Origin of the sequence: Micromonospora trifolii (genome assembly GCF_022229005.1) — a bacterium.
In the GTDB taxonomy this organism is placed as follows: Bacteria; Actinomycetota; Actinomycetes; order Mycobacteriales; family Micromonosporaceae; genus Micromonospora; species Micromonospora trifolii.
Map to the genome: position 1 here is coordinate 155,122 of NZ_JAKKFD010000009.1, position 25,587 is coordinate 180,708.

Consider the following 25,587-nt stretch of genomic DNA (forward strand, 5'->3'; position numbering starts at 1 on the left):
AGGCTGAGTGGCGGAGGGGCCCGGTGCACGGGCCCCTCCGCCACTGTCAGCGAAGCACCTCGACAGTGTTGCGGCGCACCAGGTTCTTGCCCGGCTCGCGGATCTGCTCCATGGCGGCGGAGTTGAGCAGCACGCAACTGCCCGACGGGCCGGTCACCGTCACGGTGGTCGCCCGGTTGTTGTCCAGGTTGGTCACCCGCAGCCGGGTACCCACCGGGAACTGCCCGCTGGTCGCCGCCGGTCCCGCCGCCTCCTCGAAGAAGGTGATCGCGCCCGAGCACGCCGACCGGGGCGCCGGGCCGGGCGCGCCGGGCGACGCGGCGCCGGGGCGGACGGTGCCGGGGGCCGGAGCGCCGGCGGGCGGGGCCGCGCCGTCGACGCGTTCCACCACGTTGCGGCGGATCACGTTCTTCCCCGGCTCGCGGACCAGCTCCATGGCGGCGGAGTTGAGCAGCACGCAACTGCCCGACGGGCCGGTCACCGTCACAGTGGCCGCCCGGTTGTTGTCCAGGTTGGTCACCCGCAGCCGGGTCCCCACCGGGAACCTGTCGCTGGTCGCCGCCGGCGCCCCGCCCTCCGCCGAGAAGGTGACCGAGCCCGAGCAGACCGACGACCGTGCCGGGGACGTGTCGGCGAACCCGAAGCTGGTCCCCACCGACACGCCCACCGCGGCGAGCACCGCCACGCTCGCTGCCAGCACGTGCCTGCGCTGCACCCTCATCGCCGTCACTCCCGTCCTCGGTGGTGTCCTTCACCCACCGGTACGGACCGGAGCGTCCTACCGTTCAGCCGGCACGGGTATCGATCGTGCGGCGGCCAGGTCAACCGGCCCGTACCGGGTGTGCGGGGCACCGGTGATCAGCGCCCAGTAACGGTCGCCGTACGACCAGTGCCACCACTCGGTCGGGTAGTTCACCATCCCCGCGCCGCCGAGCGCGTCCACCAGGATCTGCCGGTGCCGACGGGCGGTGCCGCCGATCGTCGGCGCGTCGGTGAAGCAGGCGTCGGCGCTGTCCTCCGGGGTGGCGTCGATGGCCGTGCCCAGGTCCAGCTCCACCCCGTCGTCGGTGCACAGCGTCAGGTCCACCGCGCCGCCCGTGCTGTGCGGGGCCACCTCGACCGGTGCGACGAACTTCGTGGTCTCCCGGTGCAGCCGCTGCGGCGACCAGTCCGAATGCCGTCGGCGTAGCTCGTCCCGGTAGCCGGTGAAGATGGCCAGTTGTGACTGGTACGGCCGGTAGCCCTCGACCACCAGCAGCCGCAGCCCACCGGGCAGGGCACGCTGCGCCGCCAGCAGGCGGTCCACGACACCGGCGCGCAGCCGGGCGTACGCCCCGGCGGGGTCGGCCGCCCGGCCGTCGAGCCGCAACTCCGGCAGCTCACGCAGGTCCACGAACTCCTCGCCGTCGTCGGCGCTGGGCACTGCCGCCACCCGCGGATCGGAGAGCAGGATCATCGGACGCTCCCCGCAGTGCTCGCGGACCGTTCCGCGTGCCGGACCCCTGCCAACTCGACGAGTCGGTCCACCACCTCCCGGTAGCTGACCCCGACGGCTGCCCACACCTTCGGGTACATCGAGTGCGCGGTGAAGCCGGGCATCGTGTTCAGCTCGTTGACGTACAGCTCACCCGTCGTCTCGTCGTAGAAGAAGTCGACCCGGGCCAGACCCCAACCGCCGATCGCGGCGAACGCGCGCAGCGACAGCTCACGGACCCGCGCGGTCACCTCGTCCGGCAGCACGGCGGGAACGATCATCGGGTCGGCGTCGCCGAAGTACTTCTGCTGGTAGTCGAACCAGCCGCCGGTGACCTGCACCTCGCCCACCGCCGACGCCTCGGGACGCCAGCCACCGAGCACCGCGCACTCCAACTCCCGGCCGGCGACACCCTGCTCGACCATGACGAGTTGGTCGTGGCGGAGCGCCTCCTCCACGGCGGCGGCCAGGTCGTCACCCTCGCCGACGCGGGAGATGCCGATCGACGAGCCCATGCTGGCCGGCTTGACGAAGAGTGGCCGGCTCAGCCCGGTCACCAGCTTCTCCGGGTCGTCGACAGCCCGGTAGGTGTGCGCGTCGAACGACACGTACGGGGTGACGGGGATGCCCTCGGCGCGCAGCGCCCGCTTCATCGCCACCTTGTTCATGCCGACCGCCGAGGCGAGGATGCCGCACCCGACGTACGGCACGTTCAGTGACTCCAGCAGCCCCTGCACCACACCGTCCTCGCCGTACGGGCCGTGCAGCACCGGGAAGACCACGTCCAACTCGGCGTGCACAGCGCCGGGGGCGTTACCGGCGCACACCTGCACGACGCCCGGACGCGGACCGGCCCGCAACTCGACGGCCGGCCCGGTCACCACCAGCTGGTCGTCGATGGCCCGCTCGCCGGCCGGTCGGTCGCGCAACTCGGCCAGCAGCGCGTCGGGCATCAGCCGGAAGCCACCGCCGCGGGTGACGCCGATGGCGACAGTGCGGTAGCCGCCGCCGGCAAGCGCCCGGGCCACCCCGAGCGCTGAGGCACAGGACACCTCGTGCTCCGCCGACGGCCCACCGAACAGGATTCCGATCCGAACTGGCGCGCTCACGCCGCCGCCCCTTCCTCAGCCGCCCGGTCGGCGGATCGCGAGGCCATCAACCGGGCCACCAGCGCCGCCTCCACGTTCCCGCCGGTCAGCACCACGCCGACCGTTCGCTGTCGGTCTCCCGCCGGTGGAAGCCGGAGGGCACCGGCCAGGCCGGCCGCCCCGGACGGCTCGGCGAGGACCTTGAGTTCCGTCAGGATCAGCCGGAACGCCGCCGCGATCTCGTCGTCGTCGACCCGGACGACCCCGCGCAGCGTGTCCCGCACGATGGCGAACGGCAGCTCACCCACGCAGGACGGCCGCAGCCCGTCCGCGATGCTGGGCGCCGGCGCGACCGGCACGCGAACACCTGCCGCCAGGCTGCGGGCGAGCGAGTCGCAGCCCACCGGCTCCACGCCGTACACCTCGATGCCGGAGCCGGCGGCGGCCAGGCTCGCGCCGGCAACCCCGCCACCACCACCCACCGGTACGACAAGCACGTCCAACGGCGTCCCCGCGCGCTCGGCGTCCTCGATCAGCTCCAGACTCGCGGTGCCCTGCCCGGCGATCACGTCCGGGTGGTCGTACGCGTCGACGACGGGGTGACCGCTCTCGTCGCTGAGCCCGTTGGCCACCGCCACCCGCTCGTCGACGGTGGTGCCGGCGAACACCACCCGCGCCCCCGCCGCGCGCGCCCGGTCGACCTTCGTCGACGCCGCGTCGACAGGCAGCACCACTGTCGCCGCGAGCCCGTGCTGCCGGGCCGCCAACGCCACCGCCACCGCGTGGTTGCCGGTGCTCTGCGCGATCACCCCGGTGTGGCCGGCCGCGGCGAGGCGGCCGACAGCGCGCAGCGCGCCCCGCATCTTGTACGAGCCGCCGTCCTGGAGATTCTCCGCCTTGAGCAGGACCCGCGCCCCGGCACGCTCGTCGATCACCGCGGAGCGCAGCACTGGTGTGCGGACCACGCGGCCGGCGAGCCAGCGGCTGGCCTCCTCGACATCGGCCCGGACCTGGCCAACGGTGCGTGTCATCGTCTCTCCTTCTCGGGCACACCACAGGCGGGGTCCAGCGGTACGTGGACCCCGGGAAAGGTGGGTGGAAGTGTCAGTTCACGGTGGGTAGCTGGACGTCGACCCGCAGGCCGCCGTACTCGGCGGGCCGGGCGGAGATGATGCCGTCGTGGGCCTGGGTGATCGAGCGGGCGATGGCAAGACCCAGGCCGGCCCCGCCGCCTTGCGAGGTCCGGTCCCGGGCGAGTCGGCGGAACGGCTCGAACAGACCCGCCACCGCCTCGGCCGGTACGGGCTGGCCGGTGTTGACCACCGACAGCGCGGGCACACCGCTCACCACGACGGTCAGTGAACCGCCCGACCGGTTGTACTTGATCCCGTTCTCCACCAGGTTGGTGACCAGGCGTTCCAGCAGCACCCGCTCGCCGACGACGACCCGGGGTTCGAGATGGGTCTCCACTGTGATCCCGGCCTCCCGGGCCCGGTCCAGGTACCCGGTCAGCACCGCCTCGACGATCGTGTCCAACCGCTGCGGTATCCGCGAACGGAGGCCCTGGTCACTCTCGCTGAGCGCGAGCAGGCCCTCGATCAGGCGTTCGTTGCGCTCGTTGGTCTCCAGCAGCTGACTGGTCAGCAACTCCAACTGCTCCCCGGTGAGCGCCCTTGCCATGCCGACCTCGATGAGCGTCCGCTGCACCGCGAGGGGCGTCCGCAGCTCGTGCGAGGCGTTCGCGGCGAACCGCCGCTGCCCCTCGTACCCGGCGGAGACGCGTTCCATCATCTCGTCGATCGCCCGGGACAGCCGGGCCAACTCGTCCCTGCCCCGGGGCCGGATCCGGTGACCGAGGTTCTGCGGGCCGAGGTGCCCGATCGGCCCGGCCAGATCGGCAACCGGGCGCAGGCACCACACCGCGGCGAACCAGAGCCCCACCAGGGCGGCCACTGTCACGAGCAGGACGGCCATCAGGGGCAGCATGAACGCCCCCGGCCGCACGTTGCGGCACACCGCCGACAACCCGGGCATGGGCAGGTCACAGAACTGCTGCCCCCAGCTCCACGTCACCTCCGACAGCCACTTGCCCATCGTCGGCAGTATCGGGCCGGCCAGCAGCGCCAGCAGCCCCACCAGCAGCACCCGACGTCGGGGCGTCCAGCTCACGCCGTGCCGCCGATGCGGTAGCCGGCCTTCGGAACGGTGTGGATGATCGCGGGATCGCCGAGCTTCTTGCGCAGAGTCATCACTGTGACCCGTACGGCGTTGGTGAACGGGTCGGCGAACTCGTCCCATGCCTGCTCCAGCAACTCCTCGGCGCTGACCACCTGGCCGTCCGCGCGCAGCAGCACATGCAGCACCGCGAACTCCTTGGGGCTCAACGCGAGGGGGCGGCCGTCCCGGGTGGCCAGGTGCCGGCCCACGTCCAGCGCCAGGCCGTCCTGAGCGAGCACCGGTGGCAGCGCCGGGGCGGACCGTCGCCCGAGGGCCTGCACCCGAGCCACCAACTCGGCGAAGGCGAACGGCTTGGTCAGGTAGTCGTCCGCGCCGAGACCGAGACCCTCGACCCGGTCCCGGATGCCGGCCGCAGCGGTGAGCAGCAGCACTCGGGTGCCGACCTGTGCGTCGGTGATGCTGCGGCACACCTCGTCGCCGGTGTGTCCGGGCATGTCCCGGTCCAGCACCGCGACGTCGTACCGGTTCACGCCGACCCGCTCCAGCGCACCGTCACCGTCGTAGCAGACGTCGACGGCCATCGAGAGGCGGCGCAGCCCTTCGGCCACCGTGTCCGCCAACAACCGCTCGTCGTCCGCCACCAGCACCCGCACGTTTGTCCGCTCCCCCAGTTCGGCTTGCCCGGCATACCGTCGCAGGCCCGGGTTAAGGGTTCTGTAAGCACCCGCCGCAGCCATCCTCCACGCGGGTGTCCATCGGGCAAACCACCGCAAGCCAGCCCTGGTCGACTTCGTGTCCGTGTCGCGCCATCTGCGTCGTCCGTCCCCGAAGGCCACGACGGGTTGGCGCGCCGAGGTGAGCTGCGCCACAAGAAACCACCCGGAACTCACCCCGGCCCACCCACCCCCGCCCCCGCCCCCGCGCCCGCCCCCGCGCCCGCCCCCGCGATCTTGCACTTTGTGTTGCCGTGATGCCCCTGATGAGGCATTTTTCGGGGCAGAAAGTGCAAGATCGGCGGGGTGGGAGTGGGGCGGGGGTGGGGGTGGGAGTGGGGGTGGGGCGGGGTGGGTTAGGTGGTTAGGAGAGGGCGGCGCGGATGGTGGCTGTGGTGTGTTGGGGGCGGCGGTAGAGGTCACGGTCGGTGAAATAGCGCATGCGCCAACCCGCTGCGTCGAGCCAGTTGACCCGCTCCCGGTCATGCCTGAGCCGGTCACGGTCCAGGTGCGACAGTCCGTCGTACTCGATACCGATCCGGCGTTCCCGGTAGCCCAGGTCTAGCCGGTAGAGAGGGATGCCCTGGCGGTCGGCCACCCATAGTTGTGGCTCCGGCGGAGGCAACCCTCCATCGATCAGAATCAGTCGCAGCTGGCTTTCCTGTCGGCACTCAGCCCTGCCGTCCGCCAGCGGTATGAGTTGCCGGGCTTGGCGAACACCACGCAGCGCGTCATGGGCTGCGACCTCGCTCAGCAGGTCATCCTGGGTGACCAAGCCCGACCGGAGCGCAGCATCGAGTACCGGGAGTGCGTCGAGCCGCCGAACGGCGCGAGCCAGGTCGACCGCACACCGAGCCGCCGGCACACAGGGCAGACCGTCGACGAGGACCGGCCGAGCGGGTAGAACCGTCCGGTGAACGACCACCCCGGGTAGACGGGGCTTCGGCACCTCGGCGGGCAGATGCACGTGGATCAGATCATCACGCAGCACGCCGAAACCGTGTCGGCGGGCGGCACTCTGCCTGGCCAACATCGCCCCATCGGGCAGCCGGAGCATCAGTGCACGCAGTTCGTCATCGTCGCTGGGAGGTTGGTCGGCGTAGACCCCTCTGCGCACGCGGTGCAATTCCTCGCGGTCGAGCCGACTACGGATCCGCCCAACGGTGAGTTGCCGCATCAGTGCGTCACTACGCCACAACTGAGTAGCCATGGGAGCAGGCTGACCAACCCAGGACCCCAGAGAGGTCCCGCGACGACCCTCTGTGGAAAACCGCCCCCCTTGTGGACAACCCCCAACCCCACCCGTTGCTGTGCTAGCGCCTCACACCCCGGAACCTCAACCCCGCGATCTTGCACTTCCTGTCGTCGATATGCCCGATAAGACATGAAACGTGAGCACAGAAAGTGCAAGATCGCGGGGGCGGGGCGGGGCGCGGGGGGCGGGGGGCGGGGGCGGACCGGGGGTTAGTCGCAGGCTATGCCGTCGCCGTCTCGGTCCAGCGCGTAGATGTCGTCGCCGATCACCCTGATCGGCCCGCTGACGTAGGCGGGGCCGTTGCCACTGCCACCAGCGCAGTCGACGTCGCTGGCGATTGGGACGCAGCCGCTGTAGTTCGGGTCGCACTTCGACGTTTGCGGCTTCTTGGTGCCGACGGCCACGACCTGGGTCACCGGCTGCTTCGTCACGGCGGATTTGACCAGCTTCTTGGCCGTCCGCACGCCGTCGGTGGTGGTCACCTCGTAGGTCAGGGTACGGACGCCGTTCACACCCTTGGTCCGGACGACCCGCTTACCCTCGGCCAGTGACGAGTCCTTGACGGTCCGCTCGCCGTACCGGACCGTGGCCTTCTCCGTCACTGTCGTCACCTGCACCACCGGCACGGCTGCCGCGCTGGACGGGCTGGGTGCGACCGACAAAGGCGCCGACGAGGGCGTGGTGGCGGGCTCAGAGGAGGGCGCGGCGACCGGCGACTCCTGGGCCGGGGCTTCCTCGGTCGGCTCGCCGGGCGCGGCCAGGATCGGCTGCTGCGGCTGCTCGGCGGCGGTGCCGGTCTTCTTGGACGGCTCCGGCTCGCCGGTCAGCGCGCCGATGATGGCGGTGCCGGTGCAGCAGAGCAGCAGGATCGACAGCGTCACCGAGCCGAGAATCACCGCGACTCGGCGGGCGGGAGTTGCCCGGCGGAACCAGTTTGGTCGGGGCGTCTGGCCGAACGACGGCGGGTACGGCGGCACCGGGTTCTGTGGTGGTTGCATCGTCACGGCGATGAGTGTCGTCGCAAACACATTCTGCAATATCCCCCGTCGCGTCCGTCACCTGCGCCTTTCGCTTCGCGGAAAGATCGGTGGGCGCGCTCACGGGCGACGAGTCGACAAGCGGGGCAACCCGGCAGGTCACCAGGGCAGGGCCGATCGTGCGCGTGTCGGCACCAACAAAAGCCGCAAATCAACATGCACCGCATCGACGGGCGAGCTGGTGTCCAACGGGGACGACGGAACTGTCGTCATGCCGTCAGCGGGGCGGGCTCACCGCTCCTCCATCGCCCATGGTGACCCGTAACCGTTCAGCAGGTCGAGGAAGGGCATCGGGGGAAGTGCTTCCGGCCCGAGCACCCCGACGCCGGCCCACGCGCCGCTGGCGAGCAGCTCCAACGCGACGACCGGGTTGACGGCGGTCTGCCAGACCACTGCCTGGTGCCCGTACTCCCGCATCGACCACTCGTTGTCGACCACGTGGTACAGGTAGACCTCGCGGGGTTGACCGTCCGGGCCGAGGCCGCGTACCCAGGTGCCGGCGCAGGTCTTGCCGCGCATCCGGGCACCGAGCGTGGCCGGGTCGGGCAGACTCGCGGCCACCACGTCGCGCGGGGAGACGTCGACGCCGCGTACCCGCACCGGGGAGACCGCGTCCAGGCCGAGCTTGTGCAGCGTCTTGAGCACCTCGATGAACTCGTCCCCGAGGCCGTACTTGAAGGTGACCCGCCGGGCCTTGACCCAGCGCGGGATGAGCAGCACCTCCTCGTGTTCGACGTTGACGCACTCGACCGGCCCGATCCCCTCCGGGAAGTGGAAGACCTCCGGCTCGGAGAACGGTTCGGTGGTGAACCAGCCCCGGTCTCTCTCCCAGACGACCGGCGGGTTGAGGCACTCCTCGATTGTGGTCCAGATGGAGAACGAGGGCGCGAAGTCGTACCCGTCGACTGTGAGGTTCGCCCCGTCCCGGACACCGATCTCGTCGATCTCACTGAACAGCTCGTCGGCGGCGTAACGGGCGAACACGTCGGAGAGGCCGGGCTCGACACCGATGCCGCAGAGCGCCAGCCGACCGGCCGTCGACCAGGTGTCGGCCAGCGCGAACTGTTCGTCGCCGAGCTTCACGCCGGTCTCGACGTGCGACAGCGACATCGCCATGTCCAGGTAGTCCGCGCCGGCCGCGAACGCGCCATCGAAGATCGGCATGACGAACCGCGGGTCGACGGCGTTCAGCACGTGCGTTATCCGGTGCTCCCGGCACAGTGCGGTGACCGCGTCGGCCGAGGAGGCGTCCACCTGGGCGGCGACGAAACGGTCACCGTGCCCGGCGACCGCCCGCTGGGCCCGAACGGGGTCGTGGTCGGCGACCACAACGGTCTCGAAGAAGGTCCGTCGGGCGGCGATGGCTACGGCGGCGGAGCCGACGCCACCGGCGCCGACGAGGAGGACACGCATCAGGAATCAAACCCCAAACCGAAACGATCGAGAGTACGGAGCCAGAGGTCGCGCCGGCCCTCGCGCGCGTCGGCGCGGGCCAGTGACCAGCGGGTGAGGTTGATGCCGACCGCGCGGACGGGTTCCGGCGGAAACGGCAGTGGCTTGCGGCGAACCAGGTCGAGCCCTGTCAGCGGGGTGTTTCCGCCGTCGAGCAGGTCGAGCAGCACCCGGGCGCCGAAGCGGGTGGCCCCGACGCCGAGGCCGGTGTAGCCGGCCGCGTACGCCAGTCGACCGCCGTAGGCGGTGCCGAAGAACGGGCAGAACCGGGTGCAGGTGTCGATGACCCCGCCCCAACGGTGGCTGAACCGCACGTCGGCGAGCTGCGGAAACGTGGTGAAGAAGTGGCGGGCGAGGGTGGTGAAGGTGGCCGGTCGTTGCTCCAACTCGGGGGCGACCCGGTTGCCGTAGTGGTAGACGGCGTCGTAGCCGCCGAAGAGGATCCGCCCGTCGGTGGTGATCCGGTAGTAGTGGAACTGGTTGGCGGTGTCGGCGAGCCCCTGCCGGTTGCGCCAACCGATGGCGTCGCGCTGGGCCGGGGTGAGCGGTTCGGTCATCAGCACGTGGTCGTAGACCGGCACCAGGTACGCCCGCAGCCGGCGTAGCAGCGGCGGGAACGCGTTGGTGGCCAGCACGACCCGGCGCGCCCGTATCGAGCCGGGTTGGCCTGCTGCCCTGGTGTCGGACCGGCCAGGATCGGTCGGGTGGGCGGCGGGATCGGTGCCCAGGGTGCTGGCGTGCAGCGCGGCGTTGTCGGCGCGCAGGCCGGTGACCCGGGTGTGTTCGTGCACGCGTACGCCGAGGTCGAGGCAGGCGCGGCGCAGCCCCCAGGCCAGCTTCGCCGGGTCCACCAGGGCGACCCGGTCGGCGTCGAACATCCCACCCAGGTATGTCGGTGAGTGCACCTCGGCGCGTACCTCGTCCCGGTCGAGCAGCCGCACCCGGTGGCCGTACCGGCGGGCCAGGTCCGCGTCGGCGGCCAGCCCGTCGAGTTGGTACGGCTCGACGGCGACCGCCAGCTCACCGGTGCGCTCGAAGTCGCAGTCGATGTCGAACTTCGCGACGGTGGCGGCGATCGCGTCCAGGTTGTCCCGGCCGAGGCGTTCCAACTCGCCGACCTCGTCGGGGAACCTGTCGACGCCGTTGGCGAGGCCGTGGGTCAGCGAGGCGGCGCAGAACCCGCCGTTGCGCCCGGACGCGGCCCAACCGCAGGTCCCGGCGTCGACGAGCAGCACGTCCCGGTCCGGGTCCGCCTGCTTCGCCAACAGCGCGGCCCACAGTCCGCCGTAACCGCCGCCGATCACCAGCAGGTCGGCGGAGTGCCGACCGCTCAGTGGCGGTAGCGGGTCGGGCCGGGCCGGGCGATCGAGCCAGTACGGCACGGGTGCCGCGTCGGCCAACGCCCGGCCGGTATGCGGGAGCGTCATGACGGCGCACCGGTCGGAGGACCCGCATCCGGGAGGGTCATGACGACCGACGCGGGTGACCTGACGGCCCGGCCAGCAGGTTGGCGCGGCGGGCCCGTCGACCACGCAGCGAGCTGAGCCCCACGAGCAGCAGCGCGACTGCGAACATCGCGGTGCCGATCACGTTGACCTGCGAGGGGATGCCACGCTGGGCGGCGCCCCAGACGTACATCGGGAACGTGACAGTGGTGCCGGCGTTGAAGTTCGTGATGATGAAGTCGTCGAAGCTCAGCGAGAAGGCCAGCAACGCGGCGGCCACGATGCCGGGCAGCACCAGCGGCAGGGTGATCCGCCGGAAGGTCTGCCACTCGTTGGCGTAGAGGTCCATGGCGGCCTCCTCCATCCGCCGGTCCATCCCGGCGAGCCGCGCCTTCACTGTCACCACCACGAACGACACGCAGAACATCACGTGCGCGATCACGATGGTCCAGAACCCCTGCGGCACGCCCGCCGACACGAACAGGGCCAGCAACGACGTGCCCATCACCAGCTCCGGGGTGGCCATCGGCAGGAAGATCAGCACGTTGATCCCGGACCGGCCACGGAAGCGGTGCCGGACCAGCGCGAACGCCATCAGGGTGCCGAGCAGCGTGGCGACAACCGTGGCGATGAACCCGATCTGCACGCTGCGGACCACCGCGTCGCACATGTCCGAGGTGGCGCACGGCTGCCGCCAGTTGTCCAGTGTGAACTCGTTGAAGTCGTACGACAGCCGGCTCGACGGCCGGTTGAACGACAGCCCGGCCACCACCAGGATCGGCAGCGCCAGGTAGCCGAGCACCAGCAACGCCACGATCATCACCCAGCGGTCCGCCAGCCAACGCGAGAGTCGCATTAGAGGACCTCCTCCGTGCCGGCTCGACGGAGGTAGCCGAAGACCACAGCGAGGATCGCCGCCATCAGCAGGAACGACAGCGCGGCGCCCTGCGGGTAGTCCAGTCGGACCAGGAACGCCGAGTCGATGACGTTGCCGATCATGTATTCGTTCGGGGTGCCGAGCAGTTCGGCGTTGATGTAGTCGCCGCTGGCCGGGATGAAGAACAGCAGCGTGCCGGCGACCAGACCGGGCATGGACAGCGGCAGCGTCACCCGACGGAACGCCTGCACCGGGCTCGCGTACAGGTCGGTGGCCGCCTCCAGCAACCGGGGGTCCAGCCGCTCCAGGCTCGCGTACAGCGGCAGCACCAGGAACGGCAGGAAGTTGTACGTCAGGCCGAGCACCACAGCGAACGGGGTGGCCAACAACCGACCGTCCGGGGCGAGCAGGTGCACGTCGCGCAGCAGACCGACGAGAGCGCCGTTGTCCGACAGGATCGTCTTCCAGGCCAGCGTGCGGACCAGGAAGCTGGTGAACATCGGCGCGACGACGCACACCAGCAGCAGGTTCTTCCAACGGCCGGCCTTCTGCGCGATGGCGTACGCCAGTGGGTAGCCCAGCAGCAACGCCAACACCAGGGCCAGCCCGGCGTAGCCGAACGAACGCAGGAACTGCGGCCAGTACGCCTGCACCACGTCCGGGTAGTTGCCGACCGCCCAGGTCATCGCGTACCCGGTGGAGAGCGAGCCGCTGGGGTCGTACAGGCTGGCCGCCGCCAACTGCACCAGCGGCACACCGAAGAAGACGAGCAGCCAGGCCGCACCGGGCAACAACAGGAGGTACGGCAGGAGTCGGCGTCGCCCGGACCGGGCTGCCGGTGGCGCGGGTGGCGGGTGCCCCGAGCCGGTGGGGGCCAGCAGGGTCACGACGACGCACCCACCGGCTCGTCGAGCACCGGCGACGTCCGGTCGGTGTCGGCGGCGTCGCGGGGCAGCAGGAACGCGTGCTGCGGATCCCAGTACGCCACGGCCTCGCTGCCGAGCGCCACCCGCGCCGACGTCCCGCTGTTGGCGGCGAAGACCGACAACTCGGTGCCCCAGCCGGTGCGCAGCAGGTACTGCGTGCTGACTCCCACGTAGGAGGCGTCGGTGACCACCCCGGTGACGTGCTGATGCCCGGCGGGCACCTGGTCGGCGGAGCCGACCAGAATCAGCTTCTCCGGGCGTACCCCCAGGTGGACCGGGCCGTGGTCGGCCCGTGAGCGGCCGGCGGGCACCGAGAAGCGCGTGCCGTGCGCGGTCACCGCGACGTCGCCGCCACTGGCGCCGGTGGCCTCGCCGGCGAGCAGGTTGGACTGGCCGAGGAAGTTCGCCACGAAGGCGGTGGCGGGAAACTCGTAGATGTCGGCCGGGGCACCCAACTGCTCGATCCGGCCGGCGTTCATCACCGCGACGGTGTCGGCCATGGTCATGGCCTCCTCCTGGTCGTGGGTGACGTGCACGAAGGTGATGCCCACCTCGGTCTGGATGCGCTTCAGCTCGATCTGCATCTGTCGGCGCAACTTGAGGTCGAGTGCGCCCAAGGGCTCGTCGAGCAGCAGCACCTGCGGCCGGTTGATCAGGGCGCGGGCCAGCGCGACCCGCTGCTGCTGACCACCGGAGAGCTGGGCGGGGCGGCGGTTGCCGTACCCGTCGAGTTGCACGAGCGACAGCATCCGGGTGACCTCGTCGTCGACCGAGCGGATGCCGCGTCGGCGCAGCCCGAAGGCGACGTTCTCGAAGATGGAGAGGTGCGGGAAGAGCGCATAGCTCTGGAAGACGGTGTTGACCGGCCGCTTGTAGGGCCGCAGCCGGGCGATGTCCCGGTCACCGAGCAGCACCTGGCCGCTGGTCGGCTCCTCCAGGCCGGCGATCATCCGCAACGTGGTGGTCTTGCCGCAGCCGGACGCCCCGAGCAGCGCGAAGAACGAGCCCTGCTCGATGGTCAGGCTCAGGTCGTCGACAGCTGTGAAGACGCCGAACCGTTTGGTGAGGTCGGCCAGGCGCAGGTCGCCGGCGGGTGTCTCGCGCGCCATCCTCGTCACGCCCCGATGACCTGTTGGAACTTGCCCTCGTACTCCTTCTCCTGCTTCTCGTCCAGGGCCATGAACACCTTGGACTTCGACAGCAGCGCCTCGTCCGGGAAGATCAGCGGGTTGGCGGCCAGCTCGGGGTCGATTTTCTCCATCTCGGCCTGAGCGCCCTTCACCGGGCAGATGTAGTTGACGTACGCGGCGAGCTTCGCCGCTACCGCGGGCTCGTAGTAGTAGTTGATCAGCGCTTCGGCGTTGCCCTTGTGGGTGGCCTTGTTGGGGACCATCATGTTGTCGCTGTAGAGCATCACGCCGGAGTCCGGCGCGACGAACCGCACCTTCTCGTCCTCGGTGGAGAGTTGGATGACGTCGCCGGACCAGCCGATGCAGGCGGCGATGTCGCCCTTGGCCAGGTCGGGCGCGTAGTCGTTGCCGGTGAACTTGCGGATCTGCCCGGAGTCGACGGCCTTCTTGAGCTTGTTGAGGGCGTCGTCGAACTGGGCGGCGGTGAAGTTCGCCGGGTCGTGCCCGTTGGACCCGAGCAGCAGGCCCATGGTGTCGCGCATCTCGCTGAGCGCTGTCACCTTGCCCTTGAGGTCGGGGCGGGTGAGCAGTTCGTCGACAGTCCGCAGTTCCTTTGTGACGTTGCCGTTGTACGCCAGGCCGGCGAGGCCGGACTGCCACGGGATGGAGATCCGGTTCTCGGCGTCGAAGGGGCGGTTGAGCAGCGACGGAAGCAGGTTGGCCTGCACGTTCGGGATCTTCGCCGGGTCCAGCTTCTGGATCCAGCCGAGCCGGATCATCCGGGCCGCCATCCAGTCGGTCAGCACGATGATGTCCCGGTCGGTGCTCTGGCAGGCGGCGAGCTGGTTCTGCACCTTGCCGAAGAATTCGTTGTTGTCGTTGATGTCCTCGGTGTAGGTCACCTGAATGCCGGTCTTCGTGATGAACTCGTCGAGGCTCGGTCGCTTGGACTCGTCAGCGTCGTCCACGTCCATGTACTGCGGCCAGTTTGCGAAGGCCAGTTTCTTCTCGGTGCCGGAGAGGTCCTCGCTGACGCAGCCAGCTTCGGTCTGCTGCGCGCCTTTGGTGCCGCAGCCCGCGAGGCTGCCGCCCATGGTGAGCAGGGCGGCCGAACCGAGAGTGCCGGTGAGCAGTCCACGCCGGGAGAGGGGCCGGAGGGGAGTACGCATGACGACTCCTAGGGGGTCATCGTCGGCGGGCGGGACGGGGAGGCACGCCGGCGGGAATGTCGGGAGGGTCAAGTGCCATGGACGACTGATCCTGACATGAGGTGACCTCCCTTACAAGGGATTCCGTTGCGGGAATAGCGATGCACGACGAAATACGCCAGACTACGCGGGGATACACGCGCGACATCACGATTCGGGACATGGGGAGCGGGCAATGACAAACCGGCAGCACGAGAACAGCAACGGCGGTCGCCGCGTCGCTGTCCGTGAAGGCGCCAATCACGCTCTGCTGGATGACGTGGCCAAGCAGATCATCGAGCAGCTCCAGGAGGACGGCCGCCGCCCGTACGCGACGATCGGCAAGGCGGTGGGGCTGTCCGAGGCGGCGGTCCGCCAGCGGGTGCAGCGGCTGCTCGACTCCGGCGTGATGCAGATCGTGGCGGTGACCGATCCGCTCCAGCTCGGCTTCAACAGGCAGGCGATGATCGGTCTGCGTACCGACGGTGACCTGGAAGCGGTCGCGGACCGGCTGGCCGAGCTGGACGAGGTCGACTACGTCGTGATCACCGCCGGGTCGTTCGACCTGCTCACCGAGGTGGTCTGCCGCAACGACGACCACCTGCTGGAGATCCTGCAACGGCTACGCGCGGTGCCCGGAGTGCTCTCCACCGAGGCGTTCGTCTATCTCAAGCTGCGCAAGCAGACCTACACCTGGGGTACGGCCTGAGCCTCCCGTGATCCACTCGGCTTTCCGGAAGTCGGGGTGTCCGGGTCGCCCTGACGCCCCGGTTTCCGTGATCCCGAGTGGATCAGCGGCGCGCCGTGCGGACCGCGTCGGCCGCGCCTACCGCGCCGACCGCGCCTACGAAAGACGACCAGGCGGTCGGCGCGAAGGTCAGGGTGCCGCCGTCGCGGTCCTTGCTGTCGCGCACCAGCACCCGGCCGGGCAGGTTGTCGGCCACCTCGACGCAAGCGCCACCGTTGTTGCTGCTGCGGGTCGCGGTACGCCAGCGGGCGTCGGTCATGTCCATGTCGTGGCCACTTCCCCGATCAGCTCGATCGACCGTCGTTGGGGGAACGCCTCGCCGGTGACGCTCTCCCACCTGCGTCCCAGGCTAGCGACGTCGAGGGGATCGGTCACGACCTGACCGCGGAGCTGATTGTCGAGATACGCCAATTCCGTCCCGTCGGGCAGCCGGCCCAGAATGAAGGGGCCGGCCAGCCCGGTGTGCCACGGGCTCTCCGCCGGGATGACCCGGACCTGCACGTGCTCCCACTCGGCCACCCTCGCGAGGTGGGCCAACTGGCCGGCCATCACGGCACTGTCGCCGACCGGCCGGCGCAGCACCACCTCGTCGATCACCGCCACGAGCTGCGGTGGAGCATCGCGGCCCAGGACCGCCTGCCGTTCGAGGCGGCCCGCCACGATCTGGTCCACCTCGGACGGTGCGACAAGCCCACCGGTGCCCAGGATCGCCCGGGCGTACCCCTCGGTCTGGAGCAGACCCGGCACGAGCAGCGGCTCGTACCACCGGAGCGAGGTGGCGTCCTGTTCCAGCTCGGCCCACGGCCGGAACCACGGCAGGTCACGACGGCGGAACGGCTCCGGCCACAGGTCGGCCGCGTCCCGGCGCAGAACCTCGGCCACCGCCACCCGGGTACGCGGATGCGGAATGCGCCCCGCAGCGAGCCACCGCGCCGCCGTCTTCGGGTCGACGCGGACCTTCTCGGCCAACGACTCGACAGTCTCCCCCGCCTCGGCCATCGCCACCCGCAACGCCTCGTTCGCCACCCCGGACCCTCCCGCCGCTCCTCCGTGCCGTGTCGGACGACCCCTGACCCTCCGTCCAGCAGGCGCGCTGCGACGCTGCTCGATGCACGTTGCGGCGGACGATAGCCACGCTGCGTGTCCGTGTCTGCGACCTACCGGCGTGTTGCGGTGAGACGTGTTGGCGCGCTTCCAGAGTGCCCCAGTACCGCCCCCGAGGTGCCCCGCCAGCGTCCTTAAGACCCGCTCCCCTCGGCGCCGGGCCCGCGCCCCCTGACCCGAGGCCCGCGCCCCCGACCCTGGCCGGCGCCCCTGACGCTGGCCGGCGCCCCTGACCCTGGCCGGCGCCCCCGACCCAGAACCCCGGCCGGCGCCCCTGACCCTGGCCGGCGCCCCTGACCCTGGCCGGCATCTCCACGACCTGCGGCTCCGGGTCACCTCGGCTGCGGCCGCGCGCCTCCTGATCCCCGGACCGCGTCACCCCGACCCCCGCGCTTGATCCACTCGACTTCATTGATATCGCGGTATCAGCCGTGCCCGGACACCGCGATTTCAGCGAACCGGAGTGAATCGAGCCGGCGGCAGAGGGAGGCGCTACCGACAGGCGGGTCCTTTGGAGCTGATGTCGCAAACGATTCGGCGGTCGGCAGGACCCAACAACGAGCCGGCCTGACCCTTCGTCAGGCGCGAGTCGAACGGCCGCCAAACGCGACGCGGCAGCGCAACCGCAGCCTGAGCAGGGCAGGCCCGACCCGGGCAGGGCAGGCCCGACCCGGGCAGGGCAGGCCCGACCCGGGCAGGGCAGGCCCGACCCGGGCAGCCGAGCGCGACCCCGACTGGAAGGCCGTGATGTCGCAAACGATTCAGCTCCAAAGGCAGCCACCAGCACACCTCCCACCGACCGTCGATCAACCAGTTGGCGGCAGTACGGATTCCGTTGCATCCATGACACCTGCTCGCTAAATCCGTCGCCAACTGACCGTGATACCGCCGATAACACTTGCTTTGGAGGTTGAGACTGTGCGATAACCGTTGGCAGAGCGGCCGGCCTCACCCCTTTGACCGGCCCGACGACCGATGGGGCTGACATGGCCAACGCCACCGACCACCTCTGGATGCACTTCACCCGGATGGCGAGCTACTCCGCCGGCGAGGTGCCGACCATCGTGCGCGGCGAGGGAGCGTACGTGTGGGATGCGCAGGGTCGCCGCTACCTGGACGGGCTCGCCGGGCTCTTCGTGGTCAACGCCGGCCACGGCCGCACCGAGCTGGCTGAGGCCGCCGCCAAGCAGGCCGGCGAGCTGGCCTACTTCCCGCTCTGGTCGTACGCGCACCCGAAGGCCATCGAGCTGGCCGAGAGGATCGCCGCGCTCACCCCCGGCGACCTCAACCGGATCTTCTTCACCACCGGCGGCTCCGAGGCCGTCGAGGCGGCGTGGAAGCTGGCCCGCGCGTACTTCAAGCGCACCGGAAAGCCCAACAAGTACAAGGTGATCAGCCGGTACATCGCCTACCACGGCACCTCCATGGGCGCCCTGTCGATCACCGGCCTGCCCGGCATCAAGAGCGACTTCGAGCCACTGGTGCCCGGCGCCATCAAGGTGCCGAACACGAACTTCTACCGGGCGCCCGAGCACGGCGACGACCACGAAGCGTTCGGCCGCTGGGCCGCCGACGAGATCGGTCGGGCCATCGAGCGGGAAGGGCCGGACACGGTCGCCGCGGTCTTCCTTGAGCCCGTACAGAACTCCGGCGGGTGCTTCCCACCGCCGCCCGGCTACTTCGAGCGGGTACGGGAGATCTGCGACGCGTACGACGTGCTGCTCGTCTCGGACGAGGTGATCTGCTCCTGGGGGCGGTTGGGCGAGTACTTCGGCGCTGTGCGCTACGGCTACCAGCCGGACATCATCACCACCGCCAAGGGCATCACCTCCGGTTACGCCCCGCTCGGCGCGATGATCGCCAGTGACCGGCTGATGGAACCGTTCCTCACCGAGACCGGCATGTTCGCCCACGGGGTGACCTTCGGTGGGCACCCGGTCTCCTGCGCGGTGGCCCTGGCCAACCTGGAGGTGTTCGCCCGCGAGGACCTGGTCGGGCACGTACGCGCCAACGAGGACGCCTTCCGGGCCACCCTGGAGAAGCTGTACGACCTGCCGATCGTGGGCGACGTCCGCGGCGACGGCTACTTCTACGGCATCGAGCTGGTCAAGGACAAGAGCACCCGGGAGACCTTCACCGAGGCCGAGTCGGAGCGCCTGCTGCGCGGCTTCCTCTCCACCGCCCTGTTCCAGGCGGGCCTCTACTGCCGGGCCGACGACCGGGGCGACCCCGTCATCCAGCTGGCCCCACCCCTGATCGCCGAGCAGCAACACTTCGACGAGATCGAGCAGATCCTCCGCACAGTCCTGACCGAGGCCTGGACCAGGCTCTAACGCCGGAAACGGGGGCGCGGGCCGGGGGCCGGGTTAGTGGTTGGGGGGGATTACCCGGAGGTGGCCTCGGCGGCCGGTCTGGTGCGGGTTCTCGGGACGGTTCTGGTCCGGCTCCGGGGGGCGGGGGGCCGGGCGGGCGGCTTCGCGGACCGCTTCGGCCAACGCGACCAGGTCGTCAGTGGTGGGCGGCGGCGGCTCGAACTCGCCCTCGTGCCGGACGACGTCCCAGCCCCGCGGCGCGGTGAGGCTGCGGGCGTGCGGCTCGCACAGGTCGTACGTGTGCGGCTCGGCGAAGGCCGCCAGCGGCCCCACCACAGCTGTCGACTCGTTGTAGACATAGGTCAATGTGGCGACCGCTTGCCGGGGGCAGCCGTTACGGGAGCAGCGCCGTGGTGACCTCACGTGCGGCAGGGTATCTCCATTACCGGGTCCGGCGCATCGCTTCGCGTTGCGACACGCCCGTCATGGTGATCACAGTCGACCGTCCTGGGCGCGGCGCGCCACGGGAGCGGCGCTGCCGCTGACCGGCCCGAGACGGGCGCTACCCTTTGCCTCATGACGAGCCCGGAACACCGCCGCCCCGGCTCCGGCCGGCGTGTGCATCGTGACCGGCACGGGCGCGGCCTGCGCGGGCGGCTGGTGCCGGCCACCGTGCCGCTGGCGCGGACCAAGGCCGAGGTCTTCGACGACCTGGTCCTGGACACCGTCGAGACGCTGGAGCGTCGGTTCGCCAAGGAGCTGGCCGGGGTCGAGTTCGCGGTCGAGGACGTCCCGCCGGACCTGAACGTCTACGACTCGGACGTGCTGGAGGACGGCGAGGTCCCGTTGGCCCGGCTGCTGCCCGGCCGCCCGGGCCGGCAGGAGGTGCCGCCGCGGATCGTGCTGTACCGGCGGCCCCTGGAGTTCCGGGCGATGGACCGTGAGGACCTCGCCGATCTCGTCCATGACGTGATCATCGAACAGGTGGCGAACCTTCTCGGGGTAGACCCGGACGAGCTCGCCTGAACCAACCCCCCGAGCGGAGAGTCGGGCGGCCCCCACCGCCTCGACCTCACACCGCTCAGGCGGCCCGCCGCTTCAACTTGCGCCGCTCCCGCTCGGAGAGCCCACCCCAGATGCCGAACCGCTCGTCGTGACCCAGTGCGTATTCGAGGCACTCGGTCTTGACCTCGCACCGCGAGCAGATCCGCTTCGCCTCGCGGGTCGAGCCGCCCTTCTCGGGAAAGAACGCCTCGGGGTCGGTCTGCGAGCACAACGCCCGCTCCTGCCACTCCGGCGCGTTTCCGAGCAGGTCGGCCACCTCAAGCTGGCCGTCCATCAAATGCCTCCTTGTCGCGCACCGGCGTCATCGCCGCTGCAACCCCCCACGCGAAAGGCGTGCTTGTCCGTCCGGTCCCGTTTTGTTGCGTTCCGTGCGAACAACCCCATTCAAATTACACGCGTGTAATGCGTGCGCCGTCAAGCCAAACTTGATAATGGAGTCGCCCTCCCGACACCCCCGGTCGGCCACTCGGGCCGTCCAGCCTCGCAACCTGCCCTATCGATTCAGACCCCGGCCGAGTAACGCCCTCTCCGGCGAGTTGCCCGACTTTTCTGCCGTGGCGCTTCTCCGACGAGTCGTCGACCGGACGGCACCAGAGACCTCCACCCCTAAGCTGATCTTGGTGGGGGACAGGTTAACGCGGTGCGGCGCAGACTGCCCGTCGAGCTGCGGACAGCACTCGCGCCCCGTCCACAATGTGGACGGGGCGCTGTGGTGAAACCGATGTGTCGAGGTCAGCCGGCGGCCCCAAAACTGCTGCTGGGCCAGGCAAACTCGGCTATCTCTCCACCATGGACGGAGATCGTGCCGGCGGACGTACGATCGTCCCACCAGACGGTATAAATTCCACTTGGCAGATCGGGATAGACCGCACTGTGGAACGAGCCGTCCCGCACCCGACGCTCCCGCACCGCCGCGTGGACCCGCCGTTCGTCGTCGCGACTGATCTCGATCTCCCGGCCGTGCAGATCCCGACCCGTGTAAACGATCAGGGCACCGGTGTCGCCGCCCAGATCGAGGACGACGGTTCCCGTCTCCGACGGCCCGTAGGCGTGCTCGTGCATCCGCTCGCCCGCCCCGATCAGGACGCCGCCGGCGGGTTGTTGAACCCGTCGTACGGCGTACCCAGGTAGGGGAAGTTTCCGAGGAACGGCGCTGTCACGTCGGCGGCGCTCAGCCCCGGGGTGACAGCGGCGGCCGCTGCGTCCGGTTGGAACGTCTTGTCCACCAGCGGGACGGTGACCCCGGCGATGGCCCGCAACGCGATGCTGACCACGTCATCGCCGACCCGCCGCCCGTTCGGGAACCCGGCCAGGTCGCCACCGAGCACGCCGAACCGGTCCGGACGCCTGGTCGGCGGGATCGCCGTGTTCAGTCGCAGCATGTCGGCCTGCACCTCGCCGGTGGCGTTGGTGAAGCCGTCGATCAGCCCGGCCGGCACGCCGGTGAGCAGGATCGCCACCAGATCCGCTCGGGCCTTCTTCGCCTTGGTGAGTTTGTCCAGGTTGGGGAAGACGTCCGGGTAGAGCGCCGGCAGCAACGCGGCCAGCTCCGGCTGCTCGACGAACTGGGCGAACCGCTTGTCCTCCGAGGGCGGCAGCGAGTTCCACAGGTCCTTCCTGGACATCGGCACTATGACCTCGTTGAACAGTGGATTGCCCAACCGCGAGACCTGGGTGAACGGGCCGGTGCTGGTGTCCGCACCGCCCCGGTCGCCGAGCACCCGCACCTGCCGGCGCGACGCCGACGTCCACACCCCGATCACCGACGCCCGATCGGCGGCGCCGTACCGGTTGGCGCGCCGACGCACCCGCTCCAGCGGCACCTGCACCGCGATGCTGTGCACGTTCATCCGGTCGGTCGCGTTGACCGGCTCCCCCTCGGCCTTGAAGATCTTCTTCCCGGCTACGTGCAGTTGCTGGAACGGCCGCAGCGTGCCGAGGTCGAAGATCGCCCCGAGGTCGACGAAGAACCCGTCGGCGCGCTGCCCGGCGAAGACGCGCTCCCCCGTGGACAGCGAGTAGGTCGCCTGCCGCACCAGGTCGGCGTACTTCGGCGTGGACAGCGGACCGACGTTGCACGGTGGGCACTGCAGCTTGTGCGCCAGCCGGTGCTCGCGGCCGTCGGCCACCCGGGTCAGGCTGTAGAACTGCCGCCGGTTCCAGTTCCTGCTGTCCAGCGAATCGATCGGGCCGGTGTTGTAGAGAAAACTGTTCGGGTTGGTGATCTCGGTGGTGAATTCGAACCGGTAGGTGACATCCGGACGACCGTCGCCGTCGTTGTCGATATGGATCTCGTAGCGCACGTCGTCGCCGAACTCGAAGAAGTTCGGGCCCCCGGAGGGGAGCTGCAACGGCACGTAGTTGGCGATCAACGTGACGGTTTCGCGTTTGTCGGGGCTGACGAACGCGTACAGGTCGGAGCTGTCGGCGACCGGATCCTTGGCTATCTCCGGGGCCTCGCGGTGGGAAGACATGACGGACCAACCTCACTGGGCGGGGACAGGATGGCGGTGCGGAGTGACGGGTCAGCGCCGGGCGGCGCGCCGCAGCCGGTCCGCCAGGCCGCGGTCGCGTACCTCGATGCGCGTCTCACCGACGAAGACGTCCATCGTTCCGGAGTTGGCGTCACGCAGGTGCACGACGATCGGCTCGTCGGCTCGTCCAGCGGCGCCGGGGGCGTTCTGCGCGGCCGACAGGCCCGGCACTGTGAGTGCGGCGGCGCCGAGGGTGGCGCTGGCCGCGGCGGTCAACGTCTGCCGGCGGGTCAGTCGCGGCCACTGCCGCTTCCGCTGATCACTGGTCATGGGCAACCTTTCCGGCGGTGGCGCGAGCGCGCCCGCGGAGACGGACGGGTCCGGTGCCGTCTCGCGACGCCGCCGGGCCCCTGAGGGGACACCGGCGGCGGTCCTCGCCGCGACTGCCGCCGGCACCGCGTGGTACGGCCGGTGGCGGGGAAAGGTTCGACGTCAGGGTCGGGCGTGACCGTACGCAGTCGACCGCTTGCGCGCCGGACGACCGGCGGCCTTCGCGATGGCCCGCAACTGCTCCTCGGTACGCGCCGAGCCGTTGTCGGAGCCGGCCATCCGGGAGATCGTCTCCTCCATCAGCGTGCCGCCGAGGTCGTTGCAGCCGCCCTGGAGCATCGCGACGGTGCCCTCGTCACCGAGCTTCACCCAGGAGCACTGGATGTTGTCGATCCGGCCGTGCAGCAGCAGCCGGGACATGGCGTGCACCGCCCGGTTCTCCCGCCAGGTCGGCCCGGGTCGGGCGATACCCGCCAGATAGATCGGAGCATTGGTGTGCACGAACGGCAGCGCCACGAACTCGGTGAACCCGCCGGTACGGTCCTGCACGCCGGCCAGCACCCGGAAGTGCGCCAGCCACTGCCCGGGGTGGTCGACGTGGCCGTACATCATCGTGGAGCTGGACCGGATGCCCAGCTCATGGGCGGTGCTGACCACCTCGACCCAGGCGGCGGCCGGGAGCTTGCCCTTGGTCAACACCCAGCGCACGTCGTCGTCGAGGATCTCGGCGGCGGTGCCCGGGATGGTGTCCAGCCCGGCCTCGCGCAGCTGGAGCAGCCACTCACGGATCGGCACCCCGGCCTTCGCGGCGGCGGTGACGATCTCCATGGGCGAGAACGCGTGCACGTGCATCTCGGGCACCCGAGCCTTGATGGCGCGCACGATGTCGGCGTACCCGGTGACCGGCATCTTCGGGTCGATGCCGCCCTGGAGGCACACCTCGCTGGCCCCGGCCGCCCACGCCTGCTCGGCCCGGTCCGCGACCTGCTCGACCGAGAGCCGGTACGCGTCGGCGTCCCGCTCACGCTGCGCGAACGCACAGAAGCGGCAGCCCACGTAGCAGACGTTGCTGAAGTTGATGTTGCGGTTGACCACGTAGGTGACGTCGTCGCCGACCGCCGCGCGCCGCACGTCGTCGGCGAGGCGGCACAGCTCGTCGAGCGCCGGCCCGTCCGCGCCGAACAGCGCCAGCGCGGCATCGGTGTGTCGGGGGTCGAGCAGCGCCGCCGGGTCGTCGGCGGCGAGCTTGAGCCCGGCCGCCAGGTCACGGTCCGCGCCGACCCCGGCCGGCACCGGGGGTACGCCCGGACGGCGCGCGGTCGCCTCGGGGGTGACCTTGCCAGCGACCTCGGACCAGTCGCCGTAGACGCTGTCGAAGTCGCCGCGCCGGTCGTCGGTGCGGCCGGTGGTGTCGATGGTGGCGTGCAGGTCGACCCGCCCGCCGAACACCTCCTCCGGCTCCTGCCACGGTCGCCCCTGCGGCATCGCCGACTCGACCGCCATGCCGGTCGACGGATCGGCCAGGGCGCCGACGTGCGGCAGCAGCCGTGGGTCGAGCCACGGGTCGCCAGCGCGCACGTACTCGGGGTAGATCGTCAGCCGCTCCCGCAGCGTGAACCCGGCCAGCTCGGTGTGCCGGGCCAGCTCCTCGATCTGCGGCCAGGGGCGCTCCGGGTTGACGTGGTCGGGGGTGAGCGGGGAGACGCCACCCCAGTCGTCGATGCCGGCACGCAGCAGCAGGTCGTACTCGCCGGCGATGAGGTTCGGCGGGGCCTGGATCCGGGCCTTCGGGCCGAGCAGCAGCCGGGCCACCGCCACAGTGGCGGCCAGGTCGTGCAACTCCGCGTCGGGCATGCCACGCATCGCCGTGTCCGGCTTGGCGCGGAAGTTCTGCACGATCACCTCCTGGAGGTGGCCGTACTCGCGGTGGGCGCGGCGGATCGCGAAGAGCGCGTCCACCCGCTCCGCCGGGGTCTCCCCGATGCCGATCAGGATGCCGGTGGTGAACGGCACCCCGACCCGGCCGGCGTCCTCGAGAACCCGCAACCGGACCGCCGGCTCCTTGTCCGGTGAGCCGAAGTGCGGGCCACCCGGCTCGGACCAGAGCCGGGTAGCTGTCGTCTCCAGCATCATGCCCATGCTCGGCGCGACCGGCTTGAGCCGTTGCAGCTCCGACCAGGACAGCACCCCGGGGTTGAGGTGCGGCAGCAGGCCGGTCTCCTCCAGCACCGCCACCGCGCAGGCGCGCAGGTAGTCCAGGGTCGAGTCGTAACCGCGTTCGTCCAACCAGGTCCGGGCCGCCGGCCAGCGCTCCTCCGGCCGATCACCCAGGGTGAACAGCGCCTCCTTGCAGCCCTGCGCGGCACCGGCTCGGGCGATCGCGAGGACCTCGTCGCGGTCCAGGAACGGCGCCGGCAGCCGGTGCGGCACCGTCGCGAAGGTGCAGTAGTGGCAGCGGTCCCGGCAGAGCCGGGTCAGCGGAATGAAAACCTTCTTGGAGTACGTGACCACACCCGGCCGCCCGGCGTCCCGCAGCCCGGCGTCGCGGATCCCGCCGGCAAGCCTGAGCAGCTCGTCGAGCGCGGCATCGCGGGCGGACAGCAGAGCTGTCGCCTCGTCGACGTCGAGCGCCCGCCCGTTCGCGGCCCGGCCCAGGGCCCGCCGCACGCTCGCTTCGCTCGGGCCGGAGTGGGTGCGATCAACCATCCACTCACCCTATGCGCAGCGCGAGCCCGCCCCACCACGCCCAGCCCCACCGTGGGAAACGGCACCCCGGCCCACCCACCCGCCCA

The 25,587-nt window shown here is 70.5% G+C and carries 25 protein-coding genes; 3 read left to right on the plus strand and 22 right to left on the minus strand.

The features are described 5' to 3' along the window. Window positions 1-46: 46 nt before the first annotated feature. From NIE79_RS06915 to NIE79_RS06980, 14 genes are all read right to left on the minus strand, one after another. Window positions 47-721, minus strand: coding sequence for an RlpA-like double-psi beta-barrel domain-containing protein (locus tag NIE79_RS06915; RefSeq protein ID WP_238677752.1), 675 nt, complete (start codon window positions 719-721; stop codon window positions 47-49). A 57-nt stretch (window positions 722-778) separates the two neighbouring features. Continuing rightward, on the minus strand, window positions 779-1,456 hold the full coding sequence (locus NIE79_RS06920) for a M15 family metallopeptidase (protein ID WP_238677753.1): 678 nt from the start codon (window positions 1,454-1,456) through the stop codon (window positions 779-781). Further along, window positions 1,453-2,583 carry a D-alanine--D-alanine ligase family protein gene (locus NIE79_RS06925; RefSeq protein ID WP_238677754.1) on the minus strand — a complete coding sequence of 377 codons (1,131 nt, stop codon included), beginning with the start codon at window positions 2,581-2,583 and terminating at the stop codon, window positions 1,453-1,455. The genes NIE79_RS06920 and NIE79_RS06925 overlap by 4 nt, the downstream gene beginning before the upstream one ends. Next, window positions 2,580-3,593: a threonine ammonia-lyase gene (locus tag NIE79_RS06930; protein ID WP_238677755.1), complete on the minus strand. Its 1,014-nt coding sequence runs from the start codon at window positions 3,591-3,593 to the stop codon at window positions 2,580-2,582. The genes NIE79_RS06925 and NIE79_RS06930 overlap by 4 nt, the downstream gene beginning before the upstream one ends. Window positions 3,594-3,666: 73 nt before the next feature. Next, complete coding sequence (locus NIE79_RS06935; RefSeq protein ID WP_238677756.1) at window positions 3,667-4,731, minus strand: sensor histidine kinase; 1,065 nt, start codon at window positions 4,729-4,731, stop codon at window positions 3,667-3,669. Next, entirely contained in the window at window positions 4,728-5,393 is a 666-nt protein-coding gene (locus NIE79_RS06940) for a response regulator transcription factor (RefSeq protein WP_238677757.1), read from the minus strand. Before NIE79_RS06940 ends, NIE79_RS06935 begins: the two co-directional genes overlap by 4 nt. 424 nt (window positions 5,394-5,817) lie before the next feature. After that, window positions 5,818-6,663: a type IV toxin-antitoxin system AbiEi family antitoxin gene (locus NIE79_RS06945; protein WP_238677758.1), complete on the minus strand. Its 846-nt coding sequence runs from the start codon at window positions 6,661-6,663 to the stop codon at window positions 5,818-5,820. A 254-nt stretch (window positions 6,664-6,917) separates the two neighbouring features. Next, window positions 6,918-7,706: a G5 domain-containing protein gene (locus NIE79_RS06950; protein ID WP_238677774.1), complete on the minus strand. Its 789-nt coding sequence runs from the start codon at window positions 7,704-7,706 to the stop codon at window positions 6,918-6,920. Window positions 7,707-7,976: 270 nt separating this feature from the next. Then, window positions 7,977-9,158 (minus strand): saccharopine dehydrogenase family protein, encoded by a 1,182-nt coding sequence (locus NIE79_RS06955; protein WP_238677759.1) that lies wholly within the window; start codon window positions 9,156-9,158, stop codon window positions 7,977-7,979. Further along, the gene (locus NIE79_RS06960; protein WP_238677760.1) at window positions 9,158-10,624 is read right to left on the minus strand and encodes an NAD(P)/FAD-dependent oxidoreductase; all 1,467 of its coding nucleotides are present in this window, start codon (window positions 10,622-10,624) and stop codon (window positions 9,158-9,160) included. Before NIE79_RS06960 ends, NIE79_RS06955 begins: the two co-directional genes overlap by 1 nt. A gap of 37 nt (window positions 10,625-10,661) precedes the next feature. Beyond that, window positions 10,662-11,498 carry an ABC transporter permease gene (locus tag NIE79_RS06965; protein WP_238677761.1) on the minus strand — a complete coding sequence of 279 codons (837 nt, stop codon included), beginning with the start codon at window positions 11,496-11,498 and terminating at the stop codon, window positions 10,662-10,664. Beyond that, window positions 11,498-12,406: an ABC transporter permease gene (locus NIE79_RS06970; RefSeq protein ID WP_238677762.1), complete on the minus strand. Its 909-nt coding sequence runs from the start codon at window positions 12,404-12,406 to the stop codon at window positions 11,498-11,500. The genes NIE79_RS06965 and NIE79_RS06970 overlap by 1 nt, the downstream gene beginning before the upstream one ends. Then, window positions 12,403-13,554 (minus strand): ABC transporter ATP-binding protein, encoded by a 1,152-nt coding sequence (locus NIE79_RS06975; protein WP_238677763.1) that lies wholly within the window; start codon window positions 13,552-13,554, stop codon window positions 12,403-12,405. Before NIE79_RS06975 ends, NIE79_RS06970 begins: the two co-directional genes overlap by 4 nt. A 5-nt stretch (window positions 13,555-13,559) precedes the next feature. Continuing rightward, the gene (locus NIE79_RS06980) at window positions 13,560-14,744 is read right to left on the minus strand and encodes a polyamine ABC transporter substrate-binding protein (protein WP_238677764.1); all 1,185 of its coding nucleotides are present in this window, start codon (window positions 14,742-14,744) and stop codon (window positions 13,560-13,562) included. A 214-nt stretch (window positions 14,745-14,958) separates the two neighbouring features. On the opposite strand from NIE79_RS06980, the gene NIE79_RS06985 reads away from it, so the two are divergent. After that, on the plus strand, window positions 14,959-15,471 hold the full coding sequence (locus NIE79_RS06985; protein ID WP_238659941.1) for an Lrp/AsnC family transcriptional regulator: 513 nt from the start codon (window positions 14,959-14,961) through the stop codon (window positions 15,469-15,471). An 82-nt stretch (window positions 15,472-15,553) separates the two neighbouring features. Here the strand turns inward: NIE79_RS06985 and NIE79_RS06990 are convergent, their stop codons facing one another. Continuing rightward, window positions 15,554-15,775 carry a DUF397 domain-containing protein gene (locus tag NIE79_RS06990; protein WP_238677765.1) on the minus strand — a complete coding sequence of 74 codons (222 nt, stop codon included), beginning with the start codon at window positions 15,773-15,775 and terminating at the stop codon, window positions 15,554-15,556. Next, a complete protein-coding gene (locus NIE79_RS06995) occupies window positions 15,766-16,509 on the minus strand; it encodes a Scr1 family TA system antitoxin-like transcriptional regulator (RefSeq protein ID WP_238677775.1) in 744 nt (247 codons plus the stop codon). Before NIE79_RS06995 ends, NIE79_RS06990 begins: the two co-directional genes overlap by 10 nt. Before the next feature lie 1,091 nt (window positions 16,510-17,600). On the opposite strand from NIE79_RS06995, the gene NIE79_RS07000 reads away from it, so the two are divergent. After that, entirely contained in the window at window positions 17,601-18,947 is a 1,347-nt protein-coding gene (locus NIE79_RS07000; RefSeq protein ID WP_238677766.1) for an aspartate aminotransferase family protein, read from the plus strand. Window positions 18,948-18,980: 33 nt separating this feature from the next. On the opposite strand, the gene NIE79_RS07005 is transcribed toward NIE79_RS07000, so the two are convergent. Then, on the minus strand, window positions 18,981-19,349 hold the full coding sequence (locus NIE79_RS07005; protein ID WP_091394110.1) for a DUF3499 domain-containing protein: 369 nt from the start codon (window positions 19,347-19,349) through the stop codon (window positions 18,981-18,983). Window positions 19,350-19,502: 153 nt separating this feature from the next. On the opposite strand from NIE79_RS07005, the gene NIE79_RS07010 reads away from it, so the two are divergent. After that, window positions 19,503-19,952: a metallopeptidase family protein gene (locus NIE79_RS07010; protein ID WP_091394113.1), complete on the plus strand. Its 450-nt coding sequence runs from the start codon at window positions 19,503-19,505 to the stop codon at window positions 19,950-19,952. Window positions 19,953-20,007: 55 nt separating this feature from the next. On the opposite strand, the gene NIE79_RS07015 is transcribed toward NIE79_RS07010, so the two are convergent. The 5 genes from NIE79_RS07015 to NIE79_RS07035 all read right to left on the minus strand — a co-directional run bounded on the left by NIE79_RS07015 (window position 20,008) and on the right by NIE79_RS07035 (window position 25,501). After that, window positions 20,008-20,265, minus strand: a complete 258-nt coding sequence (locus NIE79_RS07015; RefSeq protein ID WP_007455784.1) for a WhiB family transcriptional regulator — start codon at window positions 20,263-20,265, stop codon at window positions 20,008-20,010. 458 nt (window positions 20,266-20,723) lie between these two features. Beyond that, entirely contained in the window at window positions 20,724-21,053 is a 330-nt protein-coding gene (locus tag NIE79_RS07020) for a phospholipase (protein WP_238677767.1), read from the minus strand. 17 nt (window positions 21,054-21,070) lie between these two features. Beyond that, window positions 21,071-22,465, minus strand: a complete 1,395-nt coding sequence (locus tag NIE79_RS07025; RefSeq protein ID WP_238677768.1) for a DUF4331 domain-containing protein — start codon at window positions 22,463-22,465, stop codon at window positions 21,071-21,073. A gap of 51 nt (window positions 22,466-22,516) precedes the next feature. Continuing rightward, the gene (locus tag NIE79_RS07030; protein ID WP_210784887.1) at window positions 22,517-22,795 is read right to left on the minus strand and encodes a hypothetical protein; all 279 of its coding nucleotides are present in this window, start codon (window positions 22,793-22,795) and stop codon (window positions 22,517-22,519) included. Window positions 22,796-22,957: 162 nt separating this feature from the next. Further along, entirely contained in the window at window positions 22,958-25,501 is a 2,544-nt protein-coding gene (locus tag NIE79_RS07035) for a bifunctional FO biosynthesis protein CofGH (protein WP_238677769.1), read from the minus strand. Window positions 25,502-25,587 lie beyond the last annotated feature (86 nt).

What these genes read in the sequence shown, in the direction of transcription:
- NIE79_RS06915 (WP_238677752.1), bottom strand. Translation starts at nt 721, where the DNA reads ATGAGGGTGCAGCGCAGGCACGTGCTGGCAGCGAGCGTGGCGGTGCTC.
- NIE79_RS06920 (WP_238677753.1), bottom strand. Translation starts at nt 1,456, where the DNA reads ATGATCCTGCTCTCCGATCCGCGGGTGGCGGCAGTGCCCAGCGCCGAC.
- NIE79_RS06930 (WP_238677755.1), bottom strand. Translation starts at nt 3,593, where the DNA reads ATGACACGCACCGTTGGCCAGGTCCGGGCCGATGTCGAGGAGGCCAGC.
- NIE79_RS06945 (WP_238677758.1), bottom strand. Translation starts at nt 6,663, where the DNA reads ATGGCTACTCAGTTGTGGCGTAGTGACGCACTGATGCGGCAACTCACC.
- NIE79_RS06950 (WP_238677774.1), bottom strand. Translation starts at nt 7,706, where the DNA reads ATGCAACCACCACAGAACCCGGTGCCGCCGTACCCGCCGTCGTTCGGC.
- NIE79_RS06955 (WP_238677759.1), bottom strand. Translation starts at nt 9,158, where the DNA reads ATGCGTGTCCTCCTCGTCGGCGCCGGTGGCGTCGGCTCCGCCGCCGTA.
- NIE79_RS06960 (WP_238677760.1), bottom strand. Translation starts at nt 10,624, where the DNA reads ATGACGCTCCCGCATACCGGCCGGGCGTTGGCCGACGCGGCACCCGTG.
- NIE79_RS06965 (WP_238677761.1), bottom strand. Translation starts at nt 11,498, where the DNA reads ATGCGACTCTCGCGTTGGCTGGCGGACCGCTGGGTGATGATCGTGGCG.
- NIE79_RS06975 (WP_238677763.1), bottom strand. Translation starts at nt 13,554, where the DNA reads ATGGCGCGCGAGACACCCGCCGGCGACCTGCGCCTGGCCGACCTCACC.
- NIE79_RS06980 (WP_238677764.1), bottom strand. Translation starts at nt 14,744, where the DNA reads ATGCGTACTCCCCTCCGGCCCCTCTCCCGGCGTGGACTGCTCACCGGC.
- NIE79_RS06985 (WP_238659941.1), top strand. Translation starts at nt 14,959, where the DNA reads ATGACAAACCGGCAGCACGAGAACAGCAACGGCGGTCGCCGCGTCGCT.
- NIE79_RS06990 (WP_238677765.1), bottom strand. Translation starts at nt 15,775, where the DNA reads ATGGACATGACCGACGCCCGCTGGCGTACCGCGACCCGCAGCAGCAAC.
- NIE79_RS06995 (WP_238677775.1), bottom strand. Translation starts at nt 16,509, where the DNA reads ATGGCCGAGGCGGGGGAGACTGTCGAGTCGTTGGCCGAGAAGGTCCGC.
- NIE79_RS07000 (WP_238677766.1), top strand. Translation starts at nt 17,601, where the DNA reads ATGGCCAACGCCACCGACCACCTCTGGATGCACTTCACCCGGATGGCG.
- NIE79_RS07010 (WP_091394113.1), top strand. Translation starts at nt 19,503, where the DNA reads ATGACGAGCCCGGAACACCGCCGCCCCGGCTCCGGCCGGCGTGTGCAT.
- NIE79_RS07015 (WP_007455784.1), bottom strand. Translation starts at nt 20,265, where the DNA reads ATGGACGGCCAGCTTGAGGTGGCCGACCTGCTCGGAAACGCGCCGGAG.
- NIE79_RS07020 (WP_238677767.1), bottom strand. Translation starts at nt 21,053, where the DNA reads ATGCACGAGCACGCCTACGGGCCGTCGGAGACGGGAACCGTCGTCCTC.
- NIE79_RS07025 (WP_238677768.1), bottom strand. Translation starts at nt 22,465, where the DNA reads ATGTCTTCCCACCGCGAGGCCCCGGAGATAGCCAAGGATCCGGTCGCC.
- NIE79_RS07030 (WP_210784887.1), bottom strand. Translation starts at nt 22,795, where the DNA reads ATGACCAGTGATCAGCGGAAGCGGCAGTGGCCGCGACTGACCCGCCGG.
- NIE79_RS07035 (WP_238677769.1), bottom strand. Translation starts at nt 25,501, where the DNA reads ATGGTTGATCGCACCCACTCCGGCCCGAGCGAAGCGAGCGTGCGGCGG.